Raw genomic sequence first — 24,921 nt, 5'->3', positions numbered from 1 at the left:
TGCGCGGCGCGAGTGAGTCTCAAATGAGATTCATTCTATTTAATAACGCGCCGGCACACCATGCCCTTTTCAACATTGCGTTTAGGCAGACACCTCTGCATCGAACACTTGCCCGCGTCCCACCACACGTTCAGGCGCCAGCACGGCACCGGGCGCCAACACCGCATTGGCGCCGATGCGGCATTGATCACCGAGCAACGCGCCAAACTTGTCGCAACCGGTACGCTGCAAGTGCCCGTCGACGCGCACCAGCACTTCCTTGTCTGCGCGCTCATTGCGGTAGTTGGCAACGATGCTCCCGGCTTCCAGGTTGATGCCATGGCCCAGCACCGAATCGCCGACAAAGTTGAAATGCGCCAGCTTGCTGCCACGGAAGACAAAGGAGGTTTTCAGTTCGGCGCCAGGGCCGATGATGCACTGCGCGTCCAGCCAGCAGCCGCCACGCAACAACGAGCCACTGGCGATAAAGCACTCGGCGCCGATGATCAACGGTCCCTTGAGCAAGGCACCCGGCTCCACGATGGCCGTGCGGTGAACCGCCACGTCGCCGTCGATGTGGTAGTCATCAGCGGGCAACTCGGCGAGCAGTTGGCGAACGATCACCGGTGCCTGGGTGACCAGCGCCCAGGGCGCAAGGTCTGCCCACGGCGCCAGCGCAGAGGTGGAAAAATCGGCAATAAAGTCACTCAGTCGGATCAACGTTGAACCCTCCAGTGGTGAGAGAAGTTCGAAAACCTAGCATTACTGGCCGTCGAGTAATACCGGCTTGCCCAGCTCGCCGATTTTTTCCAGGCGGGCGCGCACGATGTTGCGGCTGATATTGAGCAGGCGCCCCGTCTGCAATTGGTTGCCGTGGCAGTAGCGATAGGCCGCGCGAAAGATCGTCTCTTCGATGTGCTCGTACAGGTCCGGGATGTTCTGTTCGAACAACGCATTCAATGCGCCTTCCAAGTCCACCGGGCCGCTTAACGCCAGCGGGGCATGACTGGCCTCCTCCTGGCGAATGCCCGAAGAACGCATGTCCACCAGGTGCAAATCCGCTGGCTGCACCCACTGGTTACGGCACACCAACAGTGCGTGGTGGATCGCGTTTTCCAGCTCGCGAATATTGCCCGGCCAACTGTGTTCGAGCATCTTGCGCTCGGCCTCAATACTCAGGCTCGCGCGGTTGTAACCCAGGCGCTGGCAGTGTTCCTCCAGGAAGAATTCAGCCAGGGGCAGGATGTCCCCTGGGCGTTCGCGCAAAGGTGGCAGGCGGATGGTTGCGACGTGCAAACGGTAGAACAAGTCCTCGCGAAAATGCCCCGCTACCACGGCGTCGGCCAGGTTGACGTTGGTCGCGGCCACCAGCCGTACATTGATCGGAATCGGCGTGCGCGAGCCCAAGCGCACCACTTCGCGCTCCTGCAACACGCGCAGTAACTTGACCTGCATGTTCAGGGGCAAATCGCCGATTTCATCGAGAAACAAGGTGCCGCCATTCGCCGCTTCGAACCAACCGGCCTTGTGGGTGGTAGCGCCAGTGAAGGCGCCCTTTTCATGGCCGAACAGTTCACTTTCCACCAGGGTTTCGGCGAAGGCGCCACAGTTGACCGCCACAAACGGTTCGCGTCCGCGACGGCTCAGGGTGTGGATGTGCCGCGCCACCAACTCCTTGCCGGTGCCGGTCTCGCCGATGATCAAGGTGTTGGCTTCGCTGGGGGCCAGGCGCTCAATGCGCGCCAGCAATTCCTGGGAGCGCGGGTCCTTGAAGACCAGCACGGTGGCACGCACCGACTTGGTCAATTCACGGGCATTGGGATGGGTGATCAGCGACATGGTGCATTCCTGGCAGTAAAAGCGCGTGCTCAATAGTGCATGAACTTTTCTAGACCATTTAATTATAAATTAATATTTATATATTCCCTGATCGAATATACCAACAACCCAACACCCCGCTGCTGCTGGAGCAGCAATCAGCCAGCACTTGCGTGTTTGCTCACCAGCAACACGGGTGGGGCGGCCCCCTGTCCGAATCGCTGAAACCCTTGCCCTACACGGGCTAGAGCGGTTGTGACAGCGCCTGGCATGCAATCTGCTCTCTCCCTCCCAACACGATTCCCCCTGTAGGAGCCGGCTTGCCGGCGATGAGGCCCTTAGGCCTTGCAGCCTCATCGCCGGCAAGCCGGCTCCTAGAGGGGATCGCTCATTCAGGTAGGGAGAACACCCATGAAAAACGTTTGGCGCAAGAGCATCGCGGTGCTGTTCGGGGTGCTGGCATTCAGCGCAGTCCACGCAGACCCGGCCTCAGTAAAAATCGCCATCGTCGCCTACACCCAAGGTGGCAAACCGGTGTTCGGCGGCATCGCCGGGCGGGTGATCGAGGACGGTTGGCTGGAGGCGCAACTGCGTGAACGCGGGGTGAAGCTCGAATGGATCGCCCTGCCCCACGCCGGCGCCGGCCCGCAGATCAACGAAGGCTTCAGCAACAACAGCCTGGACTTCGCCGTACGCGGTGACTTGCCGTCTGTGATCGCCGGCGCCGGCGGCGTGCCGGGCAAGTTGATCGTGCCCGGTGGCAGCGGCAACAACATCTACCTGGTGGTGCCCGAAGGCTCCAGCGCCAAGACCATCGAAGACCTCAAGGGCAAGCGCCTGGCGCTGCACCGTGGCCGGCCGTGGGAGTTCGCGTTCAGCAACTTCCTGGCGAGCAAAGGCCTGACCCTCGACGACTTCAAGATCGCCAACCTCAACCCGCAGGTTGGCGCCGCTGCCGTGTCGGCAGGCAAGGTCGATGCCGCCGTGCTGCTCAGCGAGGCTTATGCCCTGGAAGACAAGGGCGTGGGCAAGATCATCTGGTCGACCAAGCAAGGCAGCAACGACTGGCGCCTGGTCTCTGACCTGTGGGGCACCGAGGCGTTCGTGAAGCAGCACCCGGACATCACTCAGTTGCTCGCCACCGCCTGGGTCAAGGCGGCGTGGTGGATTTCCCAGCCGCAGAACCAGGACGCCTATTACCAACTGTCTTCCCGCGCCGGCACCGCCGAAAGCGTGCTGCGCCGTGACGATCAAAACGACCCGGTGGCCTGGAAGGAACGCTGGGCACCGAAAAGCGATGCGCAGCTCAAGGCCCACTACCAGGCGCTCACCACCTATGCCCTGGCCAACCACCTGATTCGCGACACCTACGACATCGGCCCGTCACTGGCCACCGGCTTTACCCATCAGGCGCTGATCGACCTGAAACTCACCGACTACTGGCCGGCCCTGCGTGGCCAGGTCAGCACCCATCCGTAATAGGGAATTCGATAATGAAACTGCCGCACTCCTTTGCCTTCGGCCTCAGCATCCTGGCCTTGTCCATGGGCGTCTTCGCCGCCGACGCCTACGCGCCAAAACCCGACCCGCTGCAGGGCGATGGCCGTGTCTCAGCGTTCTACACCTGGGACAAAGCCATCCCGGCCACCCCCGGCAAACTGCTGCGCAGCGAGCCGCTGGACAAGACCATCAGCCTGGCCAACGCCGCCAGTGCCCAGCGCATTCTGTACACCTCCACCAACGGCATCGATAACAAGACCCCGGTCGTGGTCTCCGGCGCGCTGTTCCTGCCCAAGGGCACGCCGCCCAAAGGTGGCTGGCCGGTGGTGAGCTGGGGCCACGGCACCGTAGGCGTGGCCGACGTGTGCGCCCCGTCGTGGCAAGGCCGTTCGTACCGCGATGTGGAATACCTCAACCGCTGGCTGGCCGAAGGCTTCGCCATTGTCGCCACCGACTACCAGGGCCTCGGCGTTCCCGGCGGCCACCCGCTGCTGAACAGCCGCATGGCCGCCTACGGCATTCTCGACGCCGCCAAAGCGGTGGTCGCCGGCGTACCGGGCCTGGCAGACAAAGTGCTGATCGTCGGCCAGTCCCAAGGTGGTGCCGGTGCCTTTGCCGCTGCCGCTTACGCGGCCACCTATGCACCCGACCTGGGCGTGAAAGGCAGCGTCGGCACCGGCGTGATCTACACCCTCGACTACGCCAAGAACCCCAGCGAAGAAGTGCGCAACAAGGTCGACCCGACCCTGGCCTACGGCTTCTACACCTTGCTCGCCGCCCAGCAGTACGACCCGAGCATCAACCCGGCCGACTTTTACACCGACAAAGCCCTGCCGATCTTCGAACAGGCCCGCACCAGTTGCCTGTTTGCCCTGGAAGGCGACGTGGAAGGCCTCGGCCTGAGCATTGCCAATACCAAGAAAGACTACAAAGGCAAACAGCTGGCGCCGTGGCTCGCGCAGGTGTCGTACCCCACCCTGAAAACCTCCAAGCCGATCTTCATCGGCACCGGCGCCGAAGACACCACCCCCGCCGCCGCGACCCAGACCAAGCTGATGCAGGACGCCTGCAACGCCGGCTCGGTGGTCGAGGGCCATCTCTACAAAGGCCTGGGCCACAGCGCCACGGTCAATGCCTCGCTCAGGGATTCGATCCCGTTCGCCCACAAGGTCATCAACGACCAGCCGATCACCCCGATCTGCGCCCCGACCGCCCAGTAAGCAGGAGGCTTCATGAGCATCGAATTCTTCACCCGCCTGCCCTTGCACGGCGAAACCCAGTTTTTGCCCGGCGACCCGCGCAACCGGGGCGACTGGCATCGCGGCGGCGCCAATAGCACCGGCGCCGTCTCGGGGTTCAGCGTGGGCGACCCCTTCACCTATATCGACTACCTGGGCCAGATTGCCAAGGCGGCCGAAATCAATAAATTTGGCGGCGCATTGATGGTCAACGCGCCCACCGGCGAAGAACCCTGGACGGTCTGCTCGCTGCTCGCCCGCGAGACCCGCACCTTGCAATTCGTGACCGCCTTCCAGCCCTACCACTACACCCCATGGGTGGCGGTGCAACAGGCCGCCACTTACCAGCGCGCCACTGGCAACCGTCTGGTGTGGAACATCATCAATGGCGGTTCGGACGTGATCCAGCGCCAGGTCGGCGACTACAGCGATCACGATGAACGCTACGAGCGCGCCACCGAGTTCATGGACGTGGTCAAGGGTTATTGGCACAACGAAACCTTCCACTACGACGGCAAGTTCTACAAAGCCGACGGCGGTGGCCTGCGCGGGCCGCTGAAGAAGGCGCAACTGCCGCTGATCTGCACAGCGGGCTCTTCGGTGGCGGCACGAGAGTTTGCCGCCAAGCACGCCGACTTCTACCTGATGCGCGCCGAGCACCCGGACGAAATCGCCGCGTTGATCGCCGACCTGCGCCAGCGCGCATTGAAATGGGGGCGCACCGACATTCGCTTTGGCCTGTCGATTGATGTGATCACCCGCGAGACCGAAGAGCTGGCGCTTACCGAAGCCAAGCGCTTCTTCGACGAAGGCATCGCCCGTGGCGCGGTCAAGGCAGTGGCCGCCCACGCCGGGCTGCGCACTGCGCGCAAACTCAGCTACGAACATGGCTTTGCCGAGAAGAACGAAACCCAGGGTTTTGATGACTTCTTCATCCATCCCAACGTGTGGACCGGTTTCGGCTACATCGGCATCCCACCGGGCTGTGCGCTGGTGGGCAGCTATGAAAACGTGGTGGCGCGGATCCGCGAGTACAACAGCATCGGCATCGACCTGTTTTTCCTCGCCGGCTACCCGCACCTCGAAGAAGCCTATCGCCTCGGCGAGCACATCCTGCCGCACTTTCGCAGCGAGCGCGCCGAGCTGAGCCGCAGCACCGAGCCGCTGCGCGAGCTGCACTCAGCCAACGGCGGAGCCTGATGCCATGACCTTACTGCTGAGCCGCCGAGACTTTCTCGGCTACAGCGCAACCGTCGGCGGCGGCCTGCTGCTGGCCGGTTGCGGCCCAAGTGACGCGCCCACCGCCACCGCCGGCAACAACCAGCCGCGCTATGGCGGGCGCCTGCGCCTGGGCATTCTCGACGGCAACCAGAGCGGCAACCTGGATGCGCACAAGCCGGTGGGCAGCGGTATCGTTCGCGGCTTTGCGCTGTACAGCAAGCTGTGGGAATGGGACGAGCAGATGCAACCGCGCCTGGCCCTGGCCGAATTCGCCGAGCCGAATGCCGACGCCAGTGCCTGGACCTTGCGCCTGCGCCCGGGCCTGGAGTTCCACAACGGCAAGACCATCGACGCCGACGACCTGATCTTCTCGATTCGCCGCCTCACCGACCCGCAACTGGCGTCACCGTATGCCGCGCTGCTGCACTGGGTCGACCGCGACAACCTGGTCAAGCTCGACAACCGCACCGTGCGCCTGGGCTTTCGCGAGGGGCGCAGCTACATGCCGCTGGCAGAAACCTGGGTCAACTTTGGCGGCATCGTGCCGGTGGACTACCACCCGGTGACCAACCCCGTAGGCGCCGGCCCCTACAAGCTCAAGAGTTTCACCCCGGGGCAACGCTCGCTGTTCACCCGCTTCGAGAACTACTACAAGGACGGCAAGCCCTACGCCGATGAGCTGGAGATCATCGACTTCAAGGACCAGGTCGCACGCCTCGCCGCCTTGCGCGCCGGGCAGATCGACATGGCCAATGTGATGCCCACCGAGCAACTGCCGATCCTGCAAAAGGACCCGCGCCTGCAGGTGATCAAGTCGGTGACCGGCAATTGGCTGTCCTTCGACATGAACCTGGACAAGCCGCCGTTCAACGACCCACGGGTGCGTGAAGCGTTTCGCCTGCTGGCCGACCGCGATGAGCTGGTACGCCGTGCCCTCAACGGCCAGGGCCGCGTGGCCAACGACCTGTATGCGCCCAGCGACCCCACCTTCAACCACAGCCTGGGTCCGCGCCCCCATGACCCGCAACGCGCCGCGCAATTGCTCAAGGAAGCCGGCCAGGAAAACCTCGAAGTCGAGTTGGTCACCACGCCGGGGCCGGGTTTGAGTTCGGCGCTGGTGCTGGCCGAGCAGGCCAAGCGCATTGGCGTGACCCTCAAGGTCAAGCAAGTGGACCTCGCCACCTTCCAGGGCCCGCTGAAGAACGACTGGACCCTGAGCACTGGCGGCAGCATTGGTGCGCCGTTTTTGGCCAGCGCGATTCATACCGATGCGCCGTTTGCGGTGTCGAACAAGACCCACTTCAACGACCCGCAATTCAGCGAGCTGTTCCTCGCCGCCATGGCTCAGCCCGACCTGGAGAAACGCAAGGCCCTGGTGCATCAGGTGCAGCAGATCCAATACGAGCGCGGCGGCATGTTGATCTGGGGCTACGCCGACCTGCTCGACAGCGTGTCCACACGCGTCGGCGGTGCCAGTGCCGAAGCGTCGCTGTTCAGCACCTGGCGCTTCGAGAAGCTCTGGCTCAAAGACACCGCCTGATCCCCCACGCTCTGTAGGAGCCCGGCTTGCCGGCGATGGCGTCCTTGAACGTTGCGCCGGATTCGAGGGCCCCATCGCCGGCAAGCCGGGCTCCTACAAGGGATCTGCGTTTTCAATTCTTTTTAATGGGGCATTTCTGCCATGCACGCTATCGCCTTGCGTTTACCCCTGCTGCTGGCCGCCACCCTGCCACTGCAGGCTTTTGCCGCCGACACCCAACTGCAAACCGTGACGGTGCAAGCCAGCACCGCCGAGTCCGATGACGACGCCCTGCCCACCCGCCCGCCGACCTCGGTGTACGGCGGCACCGAGGCCAAGGTGCTCGACACCCCGCGCTCGGTGGTGCAGATCAACGCCGAGCAGTTGGCCAACGGTTCCATCCACAGCGCCGATGACCTGGTCAAATACGCCCCCGGCATCACCCGGGGCGGTGGCCAGAACGCCGGTATTGCCCCGCAGTTCCGTGCCCAGGGCTCGGAGATCTTCCAGGACGGCCAGCGCGGTTACGCCGTGCGCCACCCGGCCAACTTCAACGCCTACGAGGGTGCCGATATCGTCGCCGGGCCGTCCTCGGTGACCTACGGCTCGGTGTCCGGCAGCGGCGGTTATGTGAACTACCTGAGCAAAAAGCCGGACTTCAATCAGTTCAAGACCAAGCTCAGCGGCGAACTGGGCTCGTGGGTACCCGACGGCACCTCGCGCAGTTCCAACAAATTCAGCATCGACAACACCGGCCCGCTGACCGATAACCTGGCGTATCGCGTGAGCATCACTAAGCAGCGCCAGCAGGATTTCTACGACAACGTCGACAACAACTTCGACGCGTTCTACGGCGCCCTCGCCTGGCGCAACGACAACGTGCGCGTGGACTGGAACGCCAGCTACGACAACTACTACGACTACAACATCACCCACGGCTGGAACCGCGCCACCCAGGACCTGGTGGATCACGGCAAGTACTACGCCGGGAGTGCCACGCCGATCATCCAGAACGGCAACACCCTGTGGTCGCCGGTCCTTGCTTCCGGCGCTGCCGATGCGCCAACCCTCGGCTGGGTGCAGCGCCAGCGCAATGCACAGGGCCAATACAGCGTGGTCGATGGCAGCTTCCAGACCGCCTCGCCCAACACCCAGGCCAACCCCGGCAGCCTGCGCGGCTGGGTGTACGACCCGACCCTGGCGGGCAATGGCGAGCAGTCGTTGTCGTCACAGACCGGGCAACGCAAAGAGGATGAAAGCAGCTCGCGGCGCTTCACCACGCAACTGCGCATCGAGGCCGATCTGTCGCCGACCATCACCCTGGCCAACAGCACGTTCTACGAGCGCTCCAAGGACATCACCGACGCCGTGGGTGCCTTCCAGGTGCAATCCAAAGACACCATTTTTGATAACCGCTTCGAGTTCCGCTCGCGCAACGAAACCCAAGTGGGCGGCTGGACCCTGCGCGACGAGAGCAACACCGGCCTGATCTATCGCCGCGAGTTCAACCAGTCGATTGCTGCCAACAACAGCTTCGGCTCGACCATCAACGCCTATGACCTGACCCAGAATCCGTCCGGCAAAAACCCGGGCGACCTGCTCGGCCTCGACGGCAGCAACCCGGCCGGGGGCAACGGCGCGTGGATCGGCCAACCGGGCGTGCCGCAGTATTCCAACTATTACGGCTGGCTCAACCTGCCACCGATGTATGCGGCCGGGCATGGCCTGTATGCGGAATCGGTGGCGCCCTACACCGCCGAAAGCACTTGGACCACCAAGACCCTGTTCAGCCAGCACAACCTCAAGTACGGCGATTATTTCGGCCTGAACATCGGCGCCAGCCGCAGCTGGATCGAGGCCGAGATCCACAACCCCTTCGCCCTGGCCAGTGGCAGCCGACGCCAGGACAGCGACAACTACAGGCTCTTCGCTTTCCAGGTCAGCCCCTATGTGAAACCCACCGAAAACACCACGCTGTACTACACCTTCGACCGCTCGCTGGCGGTGAACACCGGGTTCTTTTCCAACGGCCTGGGCTGGGGCAGCGGCAGTGGCGCCAACAGCCTCAACCCGCTGGCGTTCCAGAGCCTGAGCGTGCTGCACGAAGTGGGCGTGAAGGTCGAGGCGGTGCCAAACCAGCTGTTCATGACCCTGGCCGCATTCAAACAAGCCCGGGATCAGGCGCCCGACAGCAATAACAACATCGCGCGGCTGATGATCAAGGGCGTGGAAGCCACCGTGCGTTATCAACCGGACGATCACCTGCGCAGCGGCCTGAACCTGTCCAAGCTCAACGCCTACAACGAGTTCACCTCCCAGGCCGGGTTCGCTTCGGCGGGATTCATCCCCGACAACGGCACGGTGTTCGGCGACAACAACAGCCTCAATCAGCGGCCGTCCGGGCGCTATGACGCGGTGCAGATTCCCGAATACACCGCCAGCGGCTACGTGGACTACCGCTTCGATTCCGGCTTTGGCGCCGAGCTGTCCGGCTGGTGGACCAGCAGCTGGTACTTGAACCTGAGCAAGACCGTGAAGATTCCCAACGAATACAACCTCGACCTCGCCCTGTACTACCGCCAGCCGCAATGGAGCACCACGTTGCGCGTGCTCAACCTGACCAACGAACTGAACTTCGTCAGCGGGCTGGCCGGTTCCACCAACACCTTTTTGCAACCCATGCCTGGCCGCACCTTGCTGGCCCAGGTCGACTATCAATTCTGATCCGCACCAGGAGCGCTCCATGTCCATTGAATTTGTCGGCATGATCTTCCCCCGCCAATGGTCCGAGACCCGTGGCGTTCGCAGCCCGGACTTCGACCTTGACTTCATCCGCCACCACGCCCGCGCCCACGAGCACGCCGGCTTCGACCGCGTGCTCATTGCCAGCGGCCCCGGCAGCGCCGACAGCCTGCAGATCGCCGCCTACGCGGCCGCGCACACCGAGCGCCTGGGGTTCATGATCGCCCATCGCCCGGGCCTCACCGCGCCGACCGTGGCCGCCCGTTCCTTCGCCACCCTGGACCACACCACCGGCGGCGGGCGCATACGCCTGCACGCCATCACCGGCATCACCGCCGAACCCCAGGAAGGCGATTTCCTGCTGGACAAGACCGAACGCTACCAGCGCACCGACGAATACCTGGAGATCGTGCGCCGCACCTGGACCGCCGAGGAACCGTTCGATTTCGAGGGCAAATACTTCAACATCAAGGGCGCGTTTTCACCGGTCAAGCCGCTGCAACAGCCGCATATCCCGATCTCGTTTGGCGGGTCTTCCGACATTGCCTACCAGATCGCGGTCAAGCATGCGGATTTGTATGCGCTGTGGGGCGAGCCGTTGAATGGCGTGGCGGAACAGATTGCCAAGCTCAAGGCCGCCGCGGCGGCGGCCGGGGTTGATGCGCCACGGGTGAGTTTGTCGGTGCGTTTGATCTTGGGCGCTACCGAGGAATTGGCCTGGCAGCGGGCGGAGCAGATCCTGGCGCAAATCAAGGCCAACCCACAGTTTGCGGCGGGCAGTCCGTGGAGCAAACGCATCAAGGGCACCGGCTCGGAACGCTTGCTGGCGGCGGCCGCCTTGGGGGACCGCCATGACCGCGCGTTGTGGATGCCAACCGCCACGGCCGTGGGAGCGTATGGCGACACCACGGCGCTGGTGGGCACACCTGAAACAGTGGCGCAGGCCTTGTTGGATTACGTCGATCTGGGCGTGACCACGTTTTTGAATCGGGGCTATGACCCGTTGTACGACACCGTGGATTATGGGCGGTGGATCATTCCGGCGGTGCGGGAAGAGGCACGGCGCAGGCAGGCAAACGCCTAACCTGTGGCGGGGGAGCTTGCTCCCGTGAGGACCTCACAGCCAACCATGAATCACCAGGTTCACCCCTACCTTAACTGTGGGAGCGGCGGTTCGACGATTCGACTTGCTCGCGAAGGCGGTGTGTCAGTTGAAAAAAGGGTGACTGACGCACCGCCTACGGGAGCAAGCTCCCTCGCCACAGGTTATGCAGCACTCGTTCGATCACCGCGCAAATTTGCCCTTCACCCCAACGACGGCGAATGCGCAAGAAGCGTACGCGTATACGCCGCCTGCGGCCGGTCCAGCACCTCATCCACCGCGCCCTGCTCCACCACCCTGCCCGCCTTGAGCACCAGCACCCGGTCGGCAATCGCACGGACCACGCCGAGGTCGTGGGTGACGAACAGCAAGGTCAGCCCTTCGCGCTGCAACTGGCGCAGCAGGTCAAGGATCGAGGCTTGCACCGACACATCCAGCGCCGAGGTGATTTCATCGCAGATCAGCAGCCTGGGCTCGCACAGTAGCGCACGGGCGATGGCCACGCGTTGGCGTTCGCCGCCCGACAAACTCCCGGGGTACAGGTCGGCGACCGAGGCCGGCAGCGACACCCGCATCAGCACCGCTTCCACCCGTTGCCGCGCCGCTGCACCCTTCACGCAGAAGAAGTGTTCCAGGGGCGCACTCAGCGTCTGGTACACCGTTTGCCGTGGGTTCAACGCCCGGTACGGGTTCTGGAAGATGTACTGGATCGGGTGCCGCTGCCCCGCCTCACGCCGGCGTGCCTGCAAAGGTAAAGCCTGCCCCGCGTAACTCAATGCGCCGGTGGCGTTCTCGCCAAGGCCGGCAATGGCCCGGGCCAGGCTGGTCTTGCCTGAGCCGGACTCCCCCACCAACGCCAGGCATTCCCCTGGCTGCACCTGCACGTTGATGTCGAACAGCACTTGGCGGTCGTAGGCGACATTCAACGCGCTGACCGTCAGCAACGGCGCCTGGGTGTGCGCGGCGACGCTTGCAATCGGTGTCAGTGCGACCGCTTGCAACGGTTGCTCATGGGGCACCCAACAGGCCACGGCATGGGCGACGTCCACCGGCAAGGTGGGTTCCACCCGCGAACACGCGTCGGTAAACCGCTCGCAGCGCGGCCCGAAGCTGCACCCCGTTGGCCGCTGCCCCGGTGCTGGCGCATGCCCGGCAATCGCCTGCAATTCACGCCGCCCCGCCACATCCGGGATCGCCGCCAGCAACCCTCGGGTGTACGGGTGGGACGGCCGGCTGAACAGCGCCTCCCGCGTCGCCGTTTCGACGATGCGCCCGGCGTACATCACCATCACCCGGTCCACCAGGTCCTTGATCACCGCGAGGTCATGGGACACATACACCGCCGCCACCCCCTGGCGTTTGCACAAGCGGCGCAGGGTGTCGAGGATGTGCGCCTGGGTAGTGACGTCGAGGGCGGTGGTCGGTTCGTCCAGCACGATCAGGCATGGACGCAGCACAAACGCCAGCGCCAGCATCACCCGCTGTTGCTGACCACCGGACAGTTGATGGGGAAAGCGCCGCAGGAATTCCGGCTCATCCGGCAGGCCGACATCCTGCAGCGTCTCGCGGATACGCACCTGTTGCGCCTCGCGATCCAACCCCAAAGGATGCACCGCCAGGGTTTCGCGCAACAGGTGGCCGATGCGCAGCGCCGGGTTCAGCGCCGTGGCCGGGTCCTGGGCGACATAGCCGATCAGGCTGCCTCGGGCACAGCGCAGGGCTTCACCCTCTAGGCTCAACAGCGCTTGGCCGCCCACATTTACTTGGCCGCCGACAATCTGCGCACCACGCCGCGCATGGGCCAACAACGCGGTGGCCAGGGTGGTCTTGCCCGAGCCGGACTCACCCACCAGTCCCAGGATCTCCCCCGCTTGCAGGCTGAACGAAATGCCCGACACCACGTCCACTTCGCCGGGTAATTCAACCCGCAGGTCACGCACCTGCAGCACCGCGCTGTCGATTTCGGTCATGGCGTTCATGGCTGTTTTGCTCCCGTCCCTGCGCTGCTGCGGCCGATGCCCTCGGCCAGGATATTAGTGCCGTAGGCAAACACACCGATCAGCACGGCCGGGGCCAGCACCGCCCAGGGTTGTACCAGCAGGCCGGCCTGGTTTTCGTTGATCATCAAGCCCCAATCCGCCGTCGGTGGTGCCACGCCGTAGCCGAGAAAACTCAGGCCCGAAAGCATGCCCACGCCCCAGGTCAGCAGGTTGCCGAAGTGCACCAGCAACGGCGTGAGGATGTTCGGCAGAATCTCCTTGAACAGGATGCGCCGGCGCGAATACCCCATCATCTGCGCCGCTTCGACAAACTCCTGCCCCGCCACCGCCACCGCGCTGGCGCGTGCCAGGCGGATCACGCCGGGGATGAACGCGATCGACACCGTCAACACGATCAGCCACGGCGCACGCCCGAGCATCGAGACGATCAGCAACACCAAAATCAGGTCGGGAAACGCCAGGGACACGTCCGCCGACCAGGTGATCCACTGGTCCAGCCGTCGCCGCGACAAGCCGGCGAGCAAACCGAGGGTGGTGCCCACCGCCAGCGCCAGGCTCGCCGCCGCCACCGACATCCACAGCACCGACACGCCACCGCTGAGCAACCGCGACAGCACGTCGTGCCCCAGAAAGTCATACCCCAGCCACGCCGCGCCCGTGGGGGCGCCGTACACCGGGCCGACCATGTCCGTCGGCCCGTGGGGCGCCAGCCAAGGGCCGAGCAACGCCACGGCCACCACCAGCAGCGTGATCAACAGGCCCTTGCGGGTTTGCGGCTCGTTCATGCGTCACCTCGGGAACGGCGCCACCAGGGCGTAATGCCACGGCGGTTGCGTTGGATCAGGGTCACCCGCCGCGCCGTGCGCAGCTTGGGTGTCAGCAGCACAGTCAACAGGTCGGCCAGCAGGTTGATCAGCACCACGGCCAAGGTGATCACCAGCACAATCGCCTGCACCATCGGCAGGTCGCGCATCTGGATCGCGGCGTTGAGCGCGGTGCCAATGCCGGGGTAGCTGAAGATCACTTCGGCCAGCACCGCGCCGCCGATCAAGGTGCGCAAAGTCAGCGCCACCCCTTGGATGGCCGGCACCAGGGCATTGGGCAAGGTGTGGCGCCACACGATGCGCCGCTCGGGCACCCCACGCAGGCGGGCGGCAATCACGTAGTCGGATGCCAGCGCCTCGATCATTGCGGCGCGCACCATGCGGGTCAGGTACGGCAAGGCGGTGAGGCTCAGGGCCCACACCGGCAGCACCAGGAACCTGAGTTGACGCAGCAACGACTGGTCCGGGTCGAGGATCGACACCGCCGGCAAAAAATCCATATGGGGCATGGAAAACAACAGCACCAGGCCAATCGCCAACAGGAACCCCGGCGTTGCCTTGAGGAAGATCAGCAACGACAGGCCCCAGCGATCCAGCCGGCTGTCGCGCCGCAACGCCAACGCCACGCCCAGGGCCAACGCAGTGGGCACCACCACGGCGATGACGCCCGCCAGCAACACCAGGGTGTAGCCAAACCGCCCCCACAGCAGGTGACTGACCGGCACGTTGGAGTCGAGCGACACACCCAGGTCACCCCGCAAAGCCGAGCCCAACCAGCGCAGGTATTGCCAGGCAATCGGCTGATCGAGCCCAAGTTGATGTTGCAGCGTGAGGATGCTGTCGAGCGGCGCGTCCGGGCCGAGGATCACCCGCGCCGGGTCCGACGGCAGCGCCTGGGTGGCGATGAACACCACCAGGCTGATCACCCAGGCGGTCAGCAGGCCATAGCCTAGGCGCCCGACAAACCAGGACAGCCACGCCGGTGTGCGTGGGGTGTTGCAGTGCGGCTCAGACATGGTTCAACCACAACTCATCAAAGCGCCAGGAGGCGAAGGTGGTCTGTTCCGGCGTGAGGCCACCGACCTTCACCGAGGCCGCGTCCAGCACGTCGCTGAAACCCCAGATCAACAGGCTGCCCCGCGCGTGCTGGATCTGCTGCGCTTCATGCACCAGGCCTTTGCGCAACGCCAGGTCGGGCTGGGCCAGGGCCTGGCGGTACAGGTCGTCAAAGCGCGGGTCATGGAAGTTGCTGCGGTTATAGATCGCCAACGGTGCATCGTTATGCAACGCCGACGCGAGGAAACCACGGGCCGGTGTGGAGCCCGGCGACACTTGCCATTGCTCGCGTTGCGGGCCGTTGAACACGGCGCCGTCGACTTGGCTGACGCGCACCTCGACACCGGCCTTCTTCGCCTGCTGGGCAAACACCAGCGCGGCGTTGACGCCCGGCCCCGGCGTGGTGGTCAGTTCCACGCGCAGGTCGGTCTGGCCGGCCTGGCGCAACAACGCCCGCGCCTGCTCCAGGTCATACGGGCGCTGGGCAATCCCATGGTTGTAGGTGGGGTCGTGGGGCGAATAGAGATCGTTGGCGATACGGCCAAAGCCGTTCAGGCCTCGGTCCACCAACTCTTGCCGGTCGGCCAGCAAGCGAAACGCCTGGCGCACCCGCACATCGTCGAACGGCGGCTTGGCCAGGTTCAGGTTGAAGCCGGTAAACGAGGTGGTCGGCGATACGCTCAGTTGCAGCCGCGAGTCGGCCTTGAGCAATGCACTGTGCTCGGCCTGCACGCCGCTGGCGACGTCGATCTGCCCGGCGCGCAAGGCGGCAACCCGGGACACCTGGTCCTTGAATTCGATGATTTCCAGCTCGTCGGCATACGGCTGGCCGGGCTTGTAGTAGTTCTCGAACCGCGTATACAGCGAGCGCTGGCCGGGTACAAAACGCTTGAGCTTGTAGGGGCCGGCGCCCACCGGATTAGTGATCGGGTCATAGTCGGTGGGCACGATGCCGCCGAAGCTGATCAGGGTTTCATCCAGCGGGAAGAAGCTCTGACCGTGCTTGAAGCGGATTTCGATCGTGCGTTCATCCAGTTTGCGCAAGGCATTGCGGTCGATGGCCCCCACCAGCCCGGCAAACGGCGAAGCCAGCTTCGGGTCGGTGAGGCGCAACAACGAAAACAGCATGTCGTCGGCGCCGATGGTCTTGCCGTGGTGAAACTCCAGGCCCGGCTTGATGCGGATGGTCCAGGCGCTGGCGTCGGCGTTCGGCTCGGCGAATTCGGCCAGGGCCAGGCGCGTGCTGACGTCGGTGTTCCATTCCCAGAACTTGCTGTACAGCGCCCAACCGCGAATGATCCCGCCGCCCACCGGTTTGTGGGCGTCCAGGTTGCCGGACTGGTCACCGTCGATAATGCCGACACGCAAGCGCCCCCCGCTGACGGGCTTGCCGGTAAGGACGGCCGCGCCCTGGGTCGCCGCACCACTGTCACAGCCCCCCAGCAGCAAGCCGCCGCCGATGGCCAGGCTATTGCCGAGAAACACCCGGCGGGAAAATCCGTCACTCATCACTCAAGCCTCTTCGCGCTGCACAACCGTGTGGGTGACGCCCAGGCGTGGCACGTCAAAACCGTGGTCCAGGTCGAGCAGCGGGAACAACAGGTCGGCCACGCGGTGGGCTTCGTCGATCAGCGGGAAGCCCGACAAGATGAACGCCGACGTGCCCTGGGCCTCGTATTCACGAATGCGCTCGGCCACTTGCTCGGCGCTGCCCACCAGGTAGGTGCCGGCTGCCGGGCCAAGAATGTTGAAGCCGAACAGGCTAGGCCCGAGCCACACATTGGGGTAGATCTCCAGCTCGCGTGCGGTGGGCAAGCGCCCGCTGCGAACAGTGTCGACATTGCGCTGGATGTGCGGGTCGTCGCTGTGGAAATCATCCAAGCTCACCCCCGGCGGCAGCTGGCGTTCGATGGCATTTCGTGCAGTCTGCAGCGAGGTGCGTTGCAGCAGTTTTTCGGCGTGGGCCCAGGCTTCTTCCTCGGTCTCGCGCACGATGATCTGCAAGCGCGTGCCGAAGGTCAGCTCGCGGCCAATTTTCGCGGCCTCGGCGGCCACCTTGCGGAACTTGTCACCGAGCTTCGGCGGGGTATTGGCGAAGCTCAGGTACACGTCCAGCAATTGCACCGAATGCTCGACACCCGGCCCCGATGTGCCTGCGCCCCACAGCGGGATGCCGGGCTTCTGGTACGGCGGGTGCCAGCCGCCCAACGGATGGCTGGCCGCGCCCGGCGAACGGGGGGCGAGCTTGACGTAGTCGCCGTCATAGCCACGGGTATCGCCGGCATAGAAGCCCTGGAACGCCCGCCAGTATTCGAGGCTGAAGGCGTAGCGTTCGTCATGGGGGTAATGCACACCCAGTGTCGCCAGGCCCGCGTCATTGCCGTTGACCACGTTGAACAACAGGCGGCCGTTGGAAAACTGGTCGAAGGTCAGCGCCCATTTGGCCAGAACGGCCGGCGACAGCTCCCCCGGGTGTTGGGCCACCAGGAAGCGCAGGCGTTGGGTGGCGTCGATCAACGAAGCGGCCACGGCCAGGCTTTCATTCGGGCTGGAGCCGAGCAAAGAGCCGTAGTAACCCAGGCGATCACTGGCGACGGCCAGTTGCTTGAGGTGGTGGAAATCGGTTTTCCAGCGGCCTTCGGGCTCCCACGGATAAGGGCCATCGGGCGTGGTGAGGTACCAGAGAATTTTTACGGCCATGACAACACATCCTTGAATTAAAAAATCCCCCTGTAGGAGCCGGCTTGCCGGCGATGGCGGCGGCACATCCGACATTGATGTCGCCTGGTACACCGCTATCGCAGGCAAGCCAGCTCCCACAGTTGGACCGAGTGAACCTTAGCTACGACGGTCAATCGCCGGCACCAGGCCCAGCGCCGTGGCCTGCTCGAACAACCCGCTCATCTTCCATTGCTGGGTCAACACGCCCGGGCCGTAGGCGCGCGAGCCGCCCAGTGCGTCGGCGAGCAATTGCAGTTGTGCGCCCTCCTCCAGCAACAGGATGAATTCCGCCGTGGCGCGAAGCCCTTGCTTGCCCCACACCGTGGAGCCGCCGTTGGCTTCGAGGATCGCCAGGTTGAAGGGGTTTTCGGCGATCTTGTCGAGGATGAAATCCACCTCTTGCTGGCGGCGGTCGATGTACACCGGCAGCTCACGCGCCAGCTGGTAGCGCTGCACCGGCACGTAATGAAATGGCAGGGTGCGGTGGGTCTGCGCCCAGGCGCCCAGGTACGGCGAATGCACGTGGGACACGGTGGTCACGTCCGGGTGCTGCTGGAACAGCTTGGTGTAGCGCCCCAGGCCGCCCTTGCCCTTGCCGAAGATCACGTTGCCGGCAAAGTCGGTGACGGTGGCCTGCAGCGGCTTGCGGTAGTTCCACGGGCCGCCGTAGTTCACCGACACCAGCAGCTCCTGGCCGGGGACGCGCTCGATAAAGCCAACGGTGCCGTTGGCGGTGATGGTGTTCGTTTCGCGGAACACGGTGAAGGCTTCTTCAGCTTCCAGCAGGACCTTGTCGATAAAGGCCTGCAACTCCTGGCTGATGGGTTGTGCGTGGACGATGGCAGTCATGGGGTGTCTCCAGGTTCAGGCGCGGCGCGTGGCCAACAGTTCATGGGCAGCTTGCAGGGGGCGCGGGTCGACCCAGTCGGCGATGGCAAAATCGCGCTCCAGGAAGCCGTGCAGGTAAAGGAAAGTCTTTTGGGTGTCGAGGAACGCCAGGCGCTGGGCCGACAGGTCCGGTGCCAGGGTGGTGTGGAAGTCGCCGCGATAAGCCTCGGCCACACCGGCACTGCCCGCGCGGGTTTCTTCTTCAAGAATCGCGTTGAGGCTGTCGCGGTTGTTCGCGGCCCACTCGGCGGCGCTGAGGGTTTGCGCGAGGAAGCGCACCACCAGGTCAAAGTGGTTGTCCAGCAGGCTCTGGTGGACGGTGATCGGCCGCGGCGTGCCGTTGTTGATGCGATAACGCGGCTCGGCGATCAGGTCCAGGTCGATGCCCACCACCAAACCCAACCGGCGTGCCGCGTCGGCGGCCGAAGCGCCCTTGACGTACACCGCGTCCACCTCACCACGCACCAGGTAATCCAGGCCCGACCACAGGCGCTGCAAACCACGCTGCGGGTCGGGGGCCTGTTCCTGATCCTGCAACGCCACTTCGACCAGCGTCACGTCATCAAAACCCAGGCCGGCCAGGCTCAGGGCGCCCTTGTATCCGTGCAGGCTCATGGCCCGGGCAATGCTGCCCGGCCGGCTCTCGCCCCACGCTGGCAGGGCCAGGCGCTTGCCTTTCAAGTCCTCGGGGCGGGTGATGCCGGAGTCCGGGCGCACGAGGATGGTTTGCCATTCCTCGATCCAGGTCAGGCCGATCAGCCGACTCGGCGCACCGGCTGCACGGGCGGCCAATGCCGGCACATTTCCGCCTTCGCGAAACAGCCCTGGCAGGTCGTGATCGTAGTGATGGCGGCCCAGCTGGCGCGCCTCCTGCAAGGTGGACACCGGCAGGCCATCGGCGGCGAACTCTTCGGTGAGCCAGCCCAGCTTGTAGGCGATGCCGGACGCGGTCGGCACCGGGCAACGGGTAAACCAGATCTGCTCAAGCTCAGGCGTGGGCAGGACAGCGGAAAGGGTCATCGGCAGCTCCATTGAATTGGGCGGGTTCAGTGGAGGGGGTATTGCAGAGGCCGTGCCAAACGGCCAAAGCCCCGGTTTACGGGGCTGATGCCCGGGGCTATGCAACGCGATTGCTGACCTGCCAACAGCACTGCTGCTGCGCCAGCAGTCGCTTGGGGGTGTTGCTTCTCCAGCAGCACCCCGTGTGCCTCAGCCCCCGTGCCATGGAGTTTCAGGCGTTGGCTTGGAACTTGCTCAAGCCCCTTCAGACACCGCTCGCTCTTGTAGGAGCCCGGCGCGAACCAAACCAGAAGGATGAATGCATGACTACGTTTGAACAGGCCCCCATACGCCAGCTGCACAGCGAAGCCGAGGCCATCGCCGCCGCCCATGAAATCGCCGTGGAGATCGCCGCCATTGCCGCCGACCACAGGCAAAACGGCCAACTGCCGTGGCGCCAGGCGCAGCTGTTATCGGAGAGCGGCATCACCGCCATCGGCGTGCCAGAGGCCTTCGGCGGGCTTGGCGCGTCGGTGCAAACCATCGTCGAGACCGTGCGCATCATCTCGGTGGCCGATGGCGGTGTGGGGCAACTGCTGCAGATCCATAACGTGATGCTGCGCGGCATCTTCAACGGCTACCCCGACGCCGTGCGTGATCGCCTGGTCAGCGATGTGCTGGCCGGCAAACGCTTCGGCAATGCGCTGGCCGAGGTCGGCGGCAAGAACAAATTCGCGCTCAAGACCCGCGTCGAGCGCCGTGAGGACGGCGCCCTGGTGCTCAACGGCAGCAAGTTCTACTCCACCGGCTCCTACCTGGCCGAATGGATCTCCCTCACCGCCGCCTCGGAGGATGGCGGCGCGGGCGTGCTGCTCAACCGCAACGCGCCGGGCCTGACCCTGGTAGATGACTGGGAGGCGTTCGGCCAGAAAAACTCGGTGAGCGGCACGGTGAATTTCGACAACATCGTGCTGGACGAAGACTACGTGTCACGGCGCAAAGGCCCGATGAAACGCACCGGGCTGACCTTCCCGCAGATCCTTCACGCGGCCATCGACACCGGCATCGCTGCGGGCGCGCTGTCGGCCGCCGTGGATTACCTCAAGCACAACGCACGCCCGTGGGTGGAAAGCGGCGTCGATCACGCCAATGAAGAGCCGCACATCATCAAGCAGATCGGCGAATACGCGGTGGCCTTGCGCGCCGCCGAGTCGCTGTTGCGCGATGCGGCACGGGTGTTTGATGCCCATGAGCTGGACCCGGAGAACAAGGCACTGCAAGACGAACTGATCCTCTCTGTCGCCACCGCCCGCGCCCACTCCGACAGCGCTTCGCTGAAGATCTCCAGCGACATCTTCTCGCTGCTCGGCGCCAGCGCATCCCTGAGCAAATGGAACCTCGACCGCTTCTGGCGCAACGCCCGGGTGCACACCACCCACGACCCGATCCGCTGGCGCCTGCACCACGTGGGCAACTACTACCTCAACGACGTGGACCCCGGCGAATACACCGCAATCCTCAACGCCAAGGAAACCCAGGGCGCCACCCAAAAATAACCACACAACTCTGTAGGAGCCCGGCTTGTCGAAACGTCGCACCGCGGCGATGGCGGTGTGTCAGGCGACATCTGTAATGGATGTGCCGACGCCATCGCCGGCAAGCCGGGCTCCTACACGGGGACGCGTGAATTCCTTTTTGCCGATGAGCTTTTCATGATCGAAAGACACCCTCTTCTGCGCAGCCTGGCGATCTACCGGGAAATGCCCTGGCGGTTCAGCCTGGTGGCAGCGCTGTACATCGCCATCAACCTGGGGCTGGTCTGGCAGCAATGGCTGATCGGCCACGCGGTCAACGACGTCAGCGCCGGCCGCGCCGTGGTGCATCACGCCGACGGCAGCCTCGACGCCAGCCTGGGTTGGTACTGGCTGGGCCTGATGCTGGCCGTAGCCCTGGGCCGTGGCGTGCTGCAATACGTCGCCAGCGTGCTGTCGCTGGTGATCAGCCAAGAGCTGCTGACACGCCTGCGCGAACGCATCCTGGCCCAGGTGCAAAGCCTGCACCTGGGCTACCACTGGCAGCACGGCATGGGCGAGATGATCACCCGCACTACCCGCGACGCCGACAAGGTACGCGACGCGCTGATCACCTTCTGGCGCCAGTTGGTGGAAACGCCCTTAGTGGTACTGGCCACCGTGGGTTTGCTGAGTTGGTACGACCCACTGCTGGGCCTGGTGCCGCTGCTGCTGACGGTCACGGGCCTGGGGATTTTCGTGTTGCAAACCGAACGGCTGGTGGGCCTGGACCGTGCCGTCGGCAACGCCTATGACCGCGTCAACCAGGACCTGAGCGAAGGCATTGGCGGGGTGCGGGTGATCAAGTCATTTGCGCTGGAGCAACCGCGTATCCAGGGTTTTGCCGACCAAGTGGCGGTGTTTGCCGCGTTGGCCCGGCAGGCCCTGGCCTATTCCAGTTCACGCATCCCACTGCCCCAGGCGGTGGTCGCGCTGGGGCACGTGTGGATCCTGGTGTACGGCGCGCATCTGGTGGCGGCCGGTCAGTTGGGGATTGGTGAGCTGGTCACCTCCCTGCTGATCGCCACCACGCTGGTGTTCCGCATCGAAGGCATCGGCCGGGTGATGCAGACGTTCGCCGACGCCCGCGCCAGTGCCGAGCGCATCTGGCAATTGCTCGATGCTCCGGCCGCGATCCGCAGCGGTACGGCCACCCTGCCCGCCAGTCCCTTGGGGCTCAAGCTCGATGCGGTGAGTGTCACGGCGCCTGGCGGTGGCCGTGACATTCTGCAGGGCTGTTCGCTGACCTTGCAGCCCGGCGAGATCGTCGCATTGGTCGGCGCCACGGGCACTGGCAAGAGTTTGCTGGCCAGCCTGTTGCCACGCTTGAGCGATGTGACGGCCGGGCGCGTCTTGCTGGGATCGGACCGTCATGGCTGGCAGGACATCCGCGCTCTGCAACTGGGCCCATTGCGCCAACGGGTGCACGTGGTGCCGCAGGAGAGTTTCCTGTTCGCCGGTACCCTGGCCGCCAACCTGCGCCTCACGGCACCCGACGCCAGCGACGAACAACTGCGCGACGCCCTGCACCTGGCCGCCGCCGAAGATGTGTTGCAACGTCTGCCCCACGGGCTGGAAACGCCCCTGGGCGATCGCGGCGTCACCCTGTCCGGCGGCCAGCGTCAACGCCTGTGCCTGGCCCGCGCGTTGCTGGGCAAACCGGACATCCTGTGCCTGGACGACGCCACCAGCGCCCTCGACGCCATCAGCGAACGCCAGGTGCTGCACAACCTGCGGCAACTGCAGGGCACGACGGTGCTGGTGATCTCCAGCAAGCTCTCGACCATCCTGCTGGCCGACCGCGTGCTGATGCTCGACGCCGGCCGCATCGTCGCCCAAGGCACCCACACCCACCTGCAATCCACCGACGCGGCTTACCGCGACCTGCTGGGGATCGACCATGGCTAACCCGCTGCCAGGCAAAGCCTTGAGCGACATCGAAATCGAAGAAATGCTGGCAAAAAAAGCCCTCGACCGGGGCATGTTCAAGCGCCTGCTGCCGCTGCTGTGGCCGATCCGACGTCAGATCCTGGCGGTGATCGGCATCGAGATCCTGCTGGTATTTACCGTGTTCCTGCGCCCGTGGTTCGTGCGTGAACTGCTCGACCGCGGATTGGTGCAAAGCGCCGATCACTGGCTGCTGGATGAACGCCTGGTGCTGTGGCTGGGCCTTGGCCTGGCGGCAAGCTGGTTGGCGCGCTTTCTGTTGGCCGGGGTCTCGCAGTTCGTGGCCGGCAGCGCGGCGATCCGGGTACTGAACGCCTTGCGCGTGCAGGTGTTCGCCCATGTGCAGGGCCTGAGCGTGAGCTACTTTGACCAGACCCGCGCCGGGCGCATCATTTCCCGGGTCGACCGCGACGTGGACGCCCTTGAACCGCTGGTGATCCAGGGCCCACCGGAATTACTCGGCGCCGTGCTGCGTTGCGGCCTGGCGTCGGTCATGCTGTGGCGCATCGACCCCCGCTTCTTTCTGAGCCTGGTGGCGACCGTGCCGCTGCTGGTCATAGCCACCTGGAGTTTCAAGCGCATATCCCAGCGCAACTGGGCCAAGGTCGCGGAAAACCGCAGCCGCTTTACCGCGCACCTGGTGGAAAGCGTCAGCGGCGCACGCCTGCTGCAACAATGCGCCCAGGAAACGCCCAACCTGCAGCGTTATCGCGGGCTGCTGGATGACTTCAACCACGCACTGATTCGCGGCAGCTTGCGCTCGTCGTGGTTTGCGCCGTTTACCGCCCTGCTTAGCTCGGCCGGCATCGCCCTGTTGTTGCTGGTGGGCGCCTATGGCCTGGCAGCGGGCGACGTGAGTGTGGGCCAGGTGGCTGAAAGCCTGTTCTACGTGTTTCTGTTCCTCGGGCCGCTGCAGGAACTGTCGGACCTGTTCGAGCGTTACGCCACGGGCTCGGCGTCGGCGCAGCGGATCTTCCTGTTGCTCGACACCCGCCCGCAGATCGTCGACAGCCCCGCGCCTCAACCACTGCCGCTGGCACGCGGTGACGTGCAGTTTGACCAGGTGGGATTCAGCTACGGGCAGACGCCGGTCCTCACCGGGCTGAACCTGCATATTGCGGCGGGTGAAGTGCTGGCGATTGTCGGCCCGTCCGGGCATGGCAAGAGCACGCTGGTGCAGTTGCTGACGCGTTTCTACGAAGCCCAGACCGGCGCGGTGCGGCTTGACGGTATCGACGTGCGCGACCTGGCGCAACACACCCTGCGCCGGCATGTGGGGGTGGTGTTGCAGGACAACGTGTTGTTCAGCGGCAGCATTCTCGACAACCTGCGCCTGGCAGCGCCCCAGGCGTCTGATGCGCTGCTAATTGCCGCGGCCCGTGAGTTGGGGGCGGATGAGGTGTTGGAGCGGCTGCCCCATCAGTACCACACCGAGGTGGGGCCGCTGGGCGCGCATTTGAGCCATGGGCAGCGGCAGTTGGTGTGCCTGGTGCGCGCGTACCTGGCGGACCCGGCGGTGCTGGTGCTGGATGAGGCGACGTCGGCGGTGGATATTCATACCGAGCGGCGGATTCAGCGGGCGTTGCGACGGCTGTGTGAAGGGCGTACGGCGATCATTATTGCCCATCGGCTGGCGACGATTCGGGATGCGGATCGGATCGCGGTGGTGAGGCATGGGCAGGTGGTTGAGGTGGGGGGGCATGGGGAGTTGATTGAGAGGGATGGGGTGTATGCGGGGTTGTATCGGAGTTATTTGTTGAGTGCGGAGGTGGTGGTTTGACGTCGTGTACATATCC

The 24,921-nt window shown here is 64.5% G+C and carries 18 protein-coding genes; 9 read left to right on the top strand and 9 right to left on the bottom strand.

What is annotated here, in order from left to right:
- Positions 1–81: 81 nt before the first annotated feature.
- Positions 82–699, bottom strand: a complete 618-nt coding sequence (locus M2394_RS00665) for an LpxA family transferase (RefSeq protein WP_259171263.1) — start codon at positions 697–699, stop codon at positions 82–84.
- 42 nt (positions 700–741) lie between these two features.
- Positions 742–1,818, bottom strand: coding sequence for a sigma-54-dependent Fis family transcriptional regulator (locus M2394_RS00660; protein WP_178923036.1), 1,077 nt, complete (start codon positions 1,816–1,818; stop codon positions 742–744).
- 390 nt (positions 1,819–2,208) lie between these two features.
- Here M2394_RS00660 and M2394_RS00655 point away from each other — a divergent pair, with 390 nt between their 5' ends.
- The 6 genes from M2394_RS00655 to M2394_RS00630 all read left to right on the top strand — a co-directional run bounded on the left by M2394_RS00655 (position 2,209) and on the right by M2394_RS00630 (position 11,101).
- Positions 2,209–3,276, top strand: coding sequence for an ABC transporter substrate-binding protein (locus tag M2394_RS00655; RefSeq protein ID WP_259171262.1), 1,068 nt, complete (start codon positions 2,209–2,211; stop codon positions 3,274–3,276).
- Positions 3,277–3,290: 14 nt separating this feature from the next.
- The gene (locus M2394_RS00650; protein ID WP_178923040.1) at positions 3,291–4,517 is read left to right on the top strand and encodes a lipase family protein; all 1,227 of its coding nucleotides are present in this window, start codon (positions 3,291–3,293) and stop codon (positions 4,515–4,517) included.
- Positions 4,518–4,529: 12 nt separating this feature from the next.
- The gene (locus M2394_RS00645; protein WP_259171261.1) at positions 4,530–5,735 is read left to right on the top strand and encodes an LLM class flavin-dependent oxidoreductase; all 1,206 of its coding nucleotides are present in this window, start codon (positions 4,530–4,532) and stop codon (positions 5,733–5,735) included.
- Between the two features lie 4 nt (positions 5,736–5,739).
- Positions 5,740–7,296, top strand: coding sequence for an ABC transporter substrate-binding protein (locus M2394_RS00640; RefSeq protein WP_178923044.1), 1,557 nt, complete (start codon positions 5,740–5,742; stop codon positions 7,294–7,296).
- 141 nt (positions 7,297–7,437) lie between these two features.
- Positions 7,438–9,999 (top strand): TonB-dependent receptor plug domain-containing protein, encoded by a 2,562-nt coding sequence (locus M2394_RS00635; protein WP_259171260.1) that lies wholly within the window; start codon positions 7,438–7,440, stop codon positions 9,997–9,999.
- 19 nt (positions 10,000–10,018) lie between these two features.
- On the top strand, positions 10,019–11,101 hold the full coding sequence (locus tag M2394_RS00630) for an LLM class flavin-dependent oxidoreductase (RefSeq protein ID WP_259171259.1): 1,083 nt from the start codon (positions 10,019–10,021) through the stop codon (positions 11,099–11,101).
- Positions 11,102–11,322: 221 nt separating this feature from the next.
- On the opposite strand, the gene M2394_RS00625 is transcribed toward M2394_RS00630, so the two are convergent.
- The 7 genes from M2394_RS00625 to M2394_RS00595 form a co-directional block, all read right to left on the bottom strand.
- Positions 11,323–13,098, bottom strand: coding sequence for an ABC transporter ATP-binding protein (locus M2394_RS00625; protein WP_259171258.1), 1,776 nt, complete (start codon positions 13,096–13,098; stop codon positions 11,323–11,325).
- Entirely contained in the window at positions 13,095–13,904 is an 810-nt protein-coding gene (locus M2394_RS00620; protein ID WP_259171257.1) for an ABC transporter permease, read from the bottom strand. The genes M2394_RS00625 and M2394_RS00620 overlap by 4 nt, the downstream gene beginning before the upstream one ends.
- Entirely contained in the window at positions 13,901–14,959 is a 1,059-nt protein-coding gene (locus M2394_RS00615) for an ABC transporter permease (protein WP_259171256.1), read from the bottom strand. The genes M2394_RS00620 and M2394_RS00615 overlap by 4 nt, the downstream gene beginning before the upstream one ends.
- Positions 14,952–16,508 carry an ABC transporter substrate-binding protein gene (locus tag M2394_RS00610; RefSeq protein WP_259171255.1) on the bottom strand — a complete coding sequence of 519 codons (1,557 nt, stop codon included), beginning with the start codon at positions 16,506–16,508 and terminating at the stop codon, positions 14,952–14,954. The genes M2394_RS00615 and M2394_RS00610 overlap by 8 nt, the downstream gene beginning before the upstream one ends.
- 3 nt (positions 16,509–16,511) lie before the next feature.
- The gene (locus tag M2394_RS00605) at positions 16,512–17,699 is read right to left on the bottom strand and encodes an LLM class flavin-dependent oxidoreductase (protein WP_178922649.1); all 1,188 of its coding nucleotides are present in this window, start codon (positions 17,697–17,699) and stop codon (positions 16,512–16,514) included.
- A gap of 138 nt (positions 17,700–17,837) precedes the next feature.
- Positions 17,838–18,569: a class II aldolase/adducin family protein gene (locus M2394_RS00600; RefSeq protein WP_259171254.1), complete on the bottom strand. Its 732-nt coding sequence runs from the start codon at positions 18,567–18,569 to the stop codon at positions 17,838–17,840.
- A 15-nt stretch (positions 18,570–18,584) separates the two neighbouring features.
- Positions 18,585–19,628 (bottom strand): ABC transporter substrate-binding protein, encoded by a 1,044-nt coding sequence (locus M2394_RS00595; RefSeq protein WP_259171253.1) that lies wholly within the window; start codon positions 19,626–19,628, stop codon positions 18,585–18,587.
- 302 nt (positions 19,629–19,930) lie between these two features.
- Between M2394_RS00595 and M2394_RS00590 the strand changes: the two genes are divergently transcribed.
- The 3 genes from M2394_RS00590 (at position 19,931) to M2394_RS00580 (ending at position 24,905) form a co-directional block, all read left to right on the top strand.
- Positions 19,931–21,163 carry an acyl-CoA dehydrogenase family protein gene (locus tag M2394_RS00590; protein ID WP_259171252.1) on the top strand — a complete coding sequence of 411 codons (1,233 nt, stop codon included), beginning with the start codon at positions 19,931–19,933 and terminating at the stop codon, positions 21,161–21,163.
- A 156-nt stretch (positions 21,164–21,319) separates the two neighbouring features.
- Positions 21,320–23,086 (top strand): ABC transporter ATP-binding protein, encoded by a 1,767-nt coding sequence (locus M2394_RS00585; protein ID WP_259171251.1) that lies wholly within the window; start codon positions 21,320–21,322, stop codon positions 23,084–23,086.
- Complete coding sequence (locus M2394_RS00580; protein ID WP_259171250.1) at positions 23,079–24,905, top strand: ABC transporter ATP-binding protein; 1,827 nt, start codon at positions 23,079–23,081, stop codon at positions 24,903–24,905. Before M2394_RS00585 ends, M2394_RS00580 begins: the two co-directional genes overlap by 8 nt.
- The last annotated feature ends 16 nt before the right edge of the window (positions 24,906–24,921 follow it).

The sequence above is a fragment of the Pseudomonas sp. BIGb0164 genome (assembly GCF_024810135.1).
GTDB lineage: Bacteria > Pseudomonadota > Gammaproteobacteria > Pseudomonadales > Pseudomonadaceae > Aquipseudomonas.
This window is presented reverse-complemented; position numbering and strand designations above follow the sequence as displayed.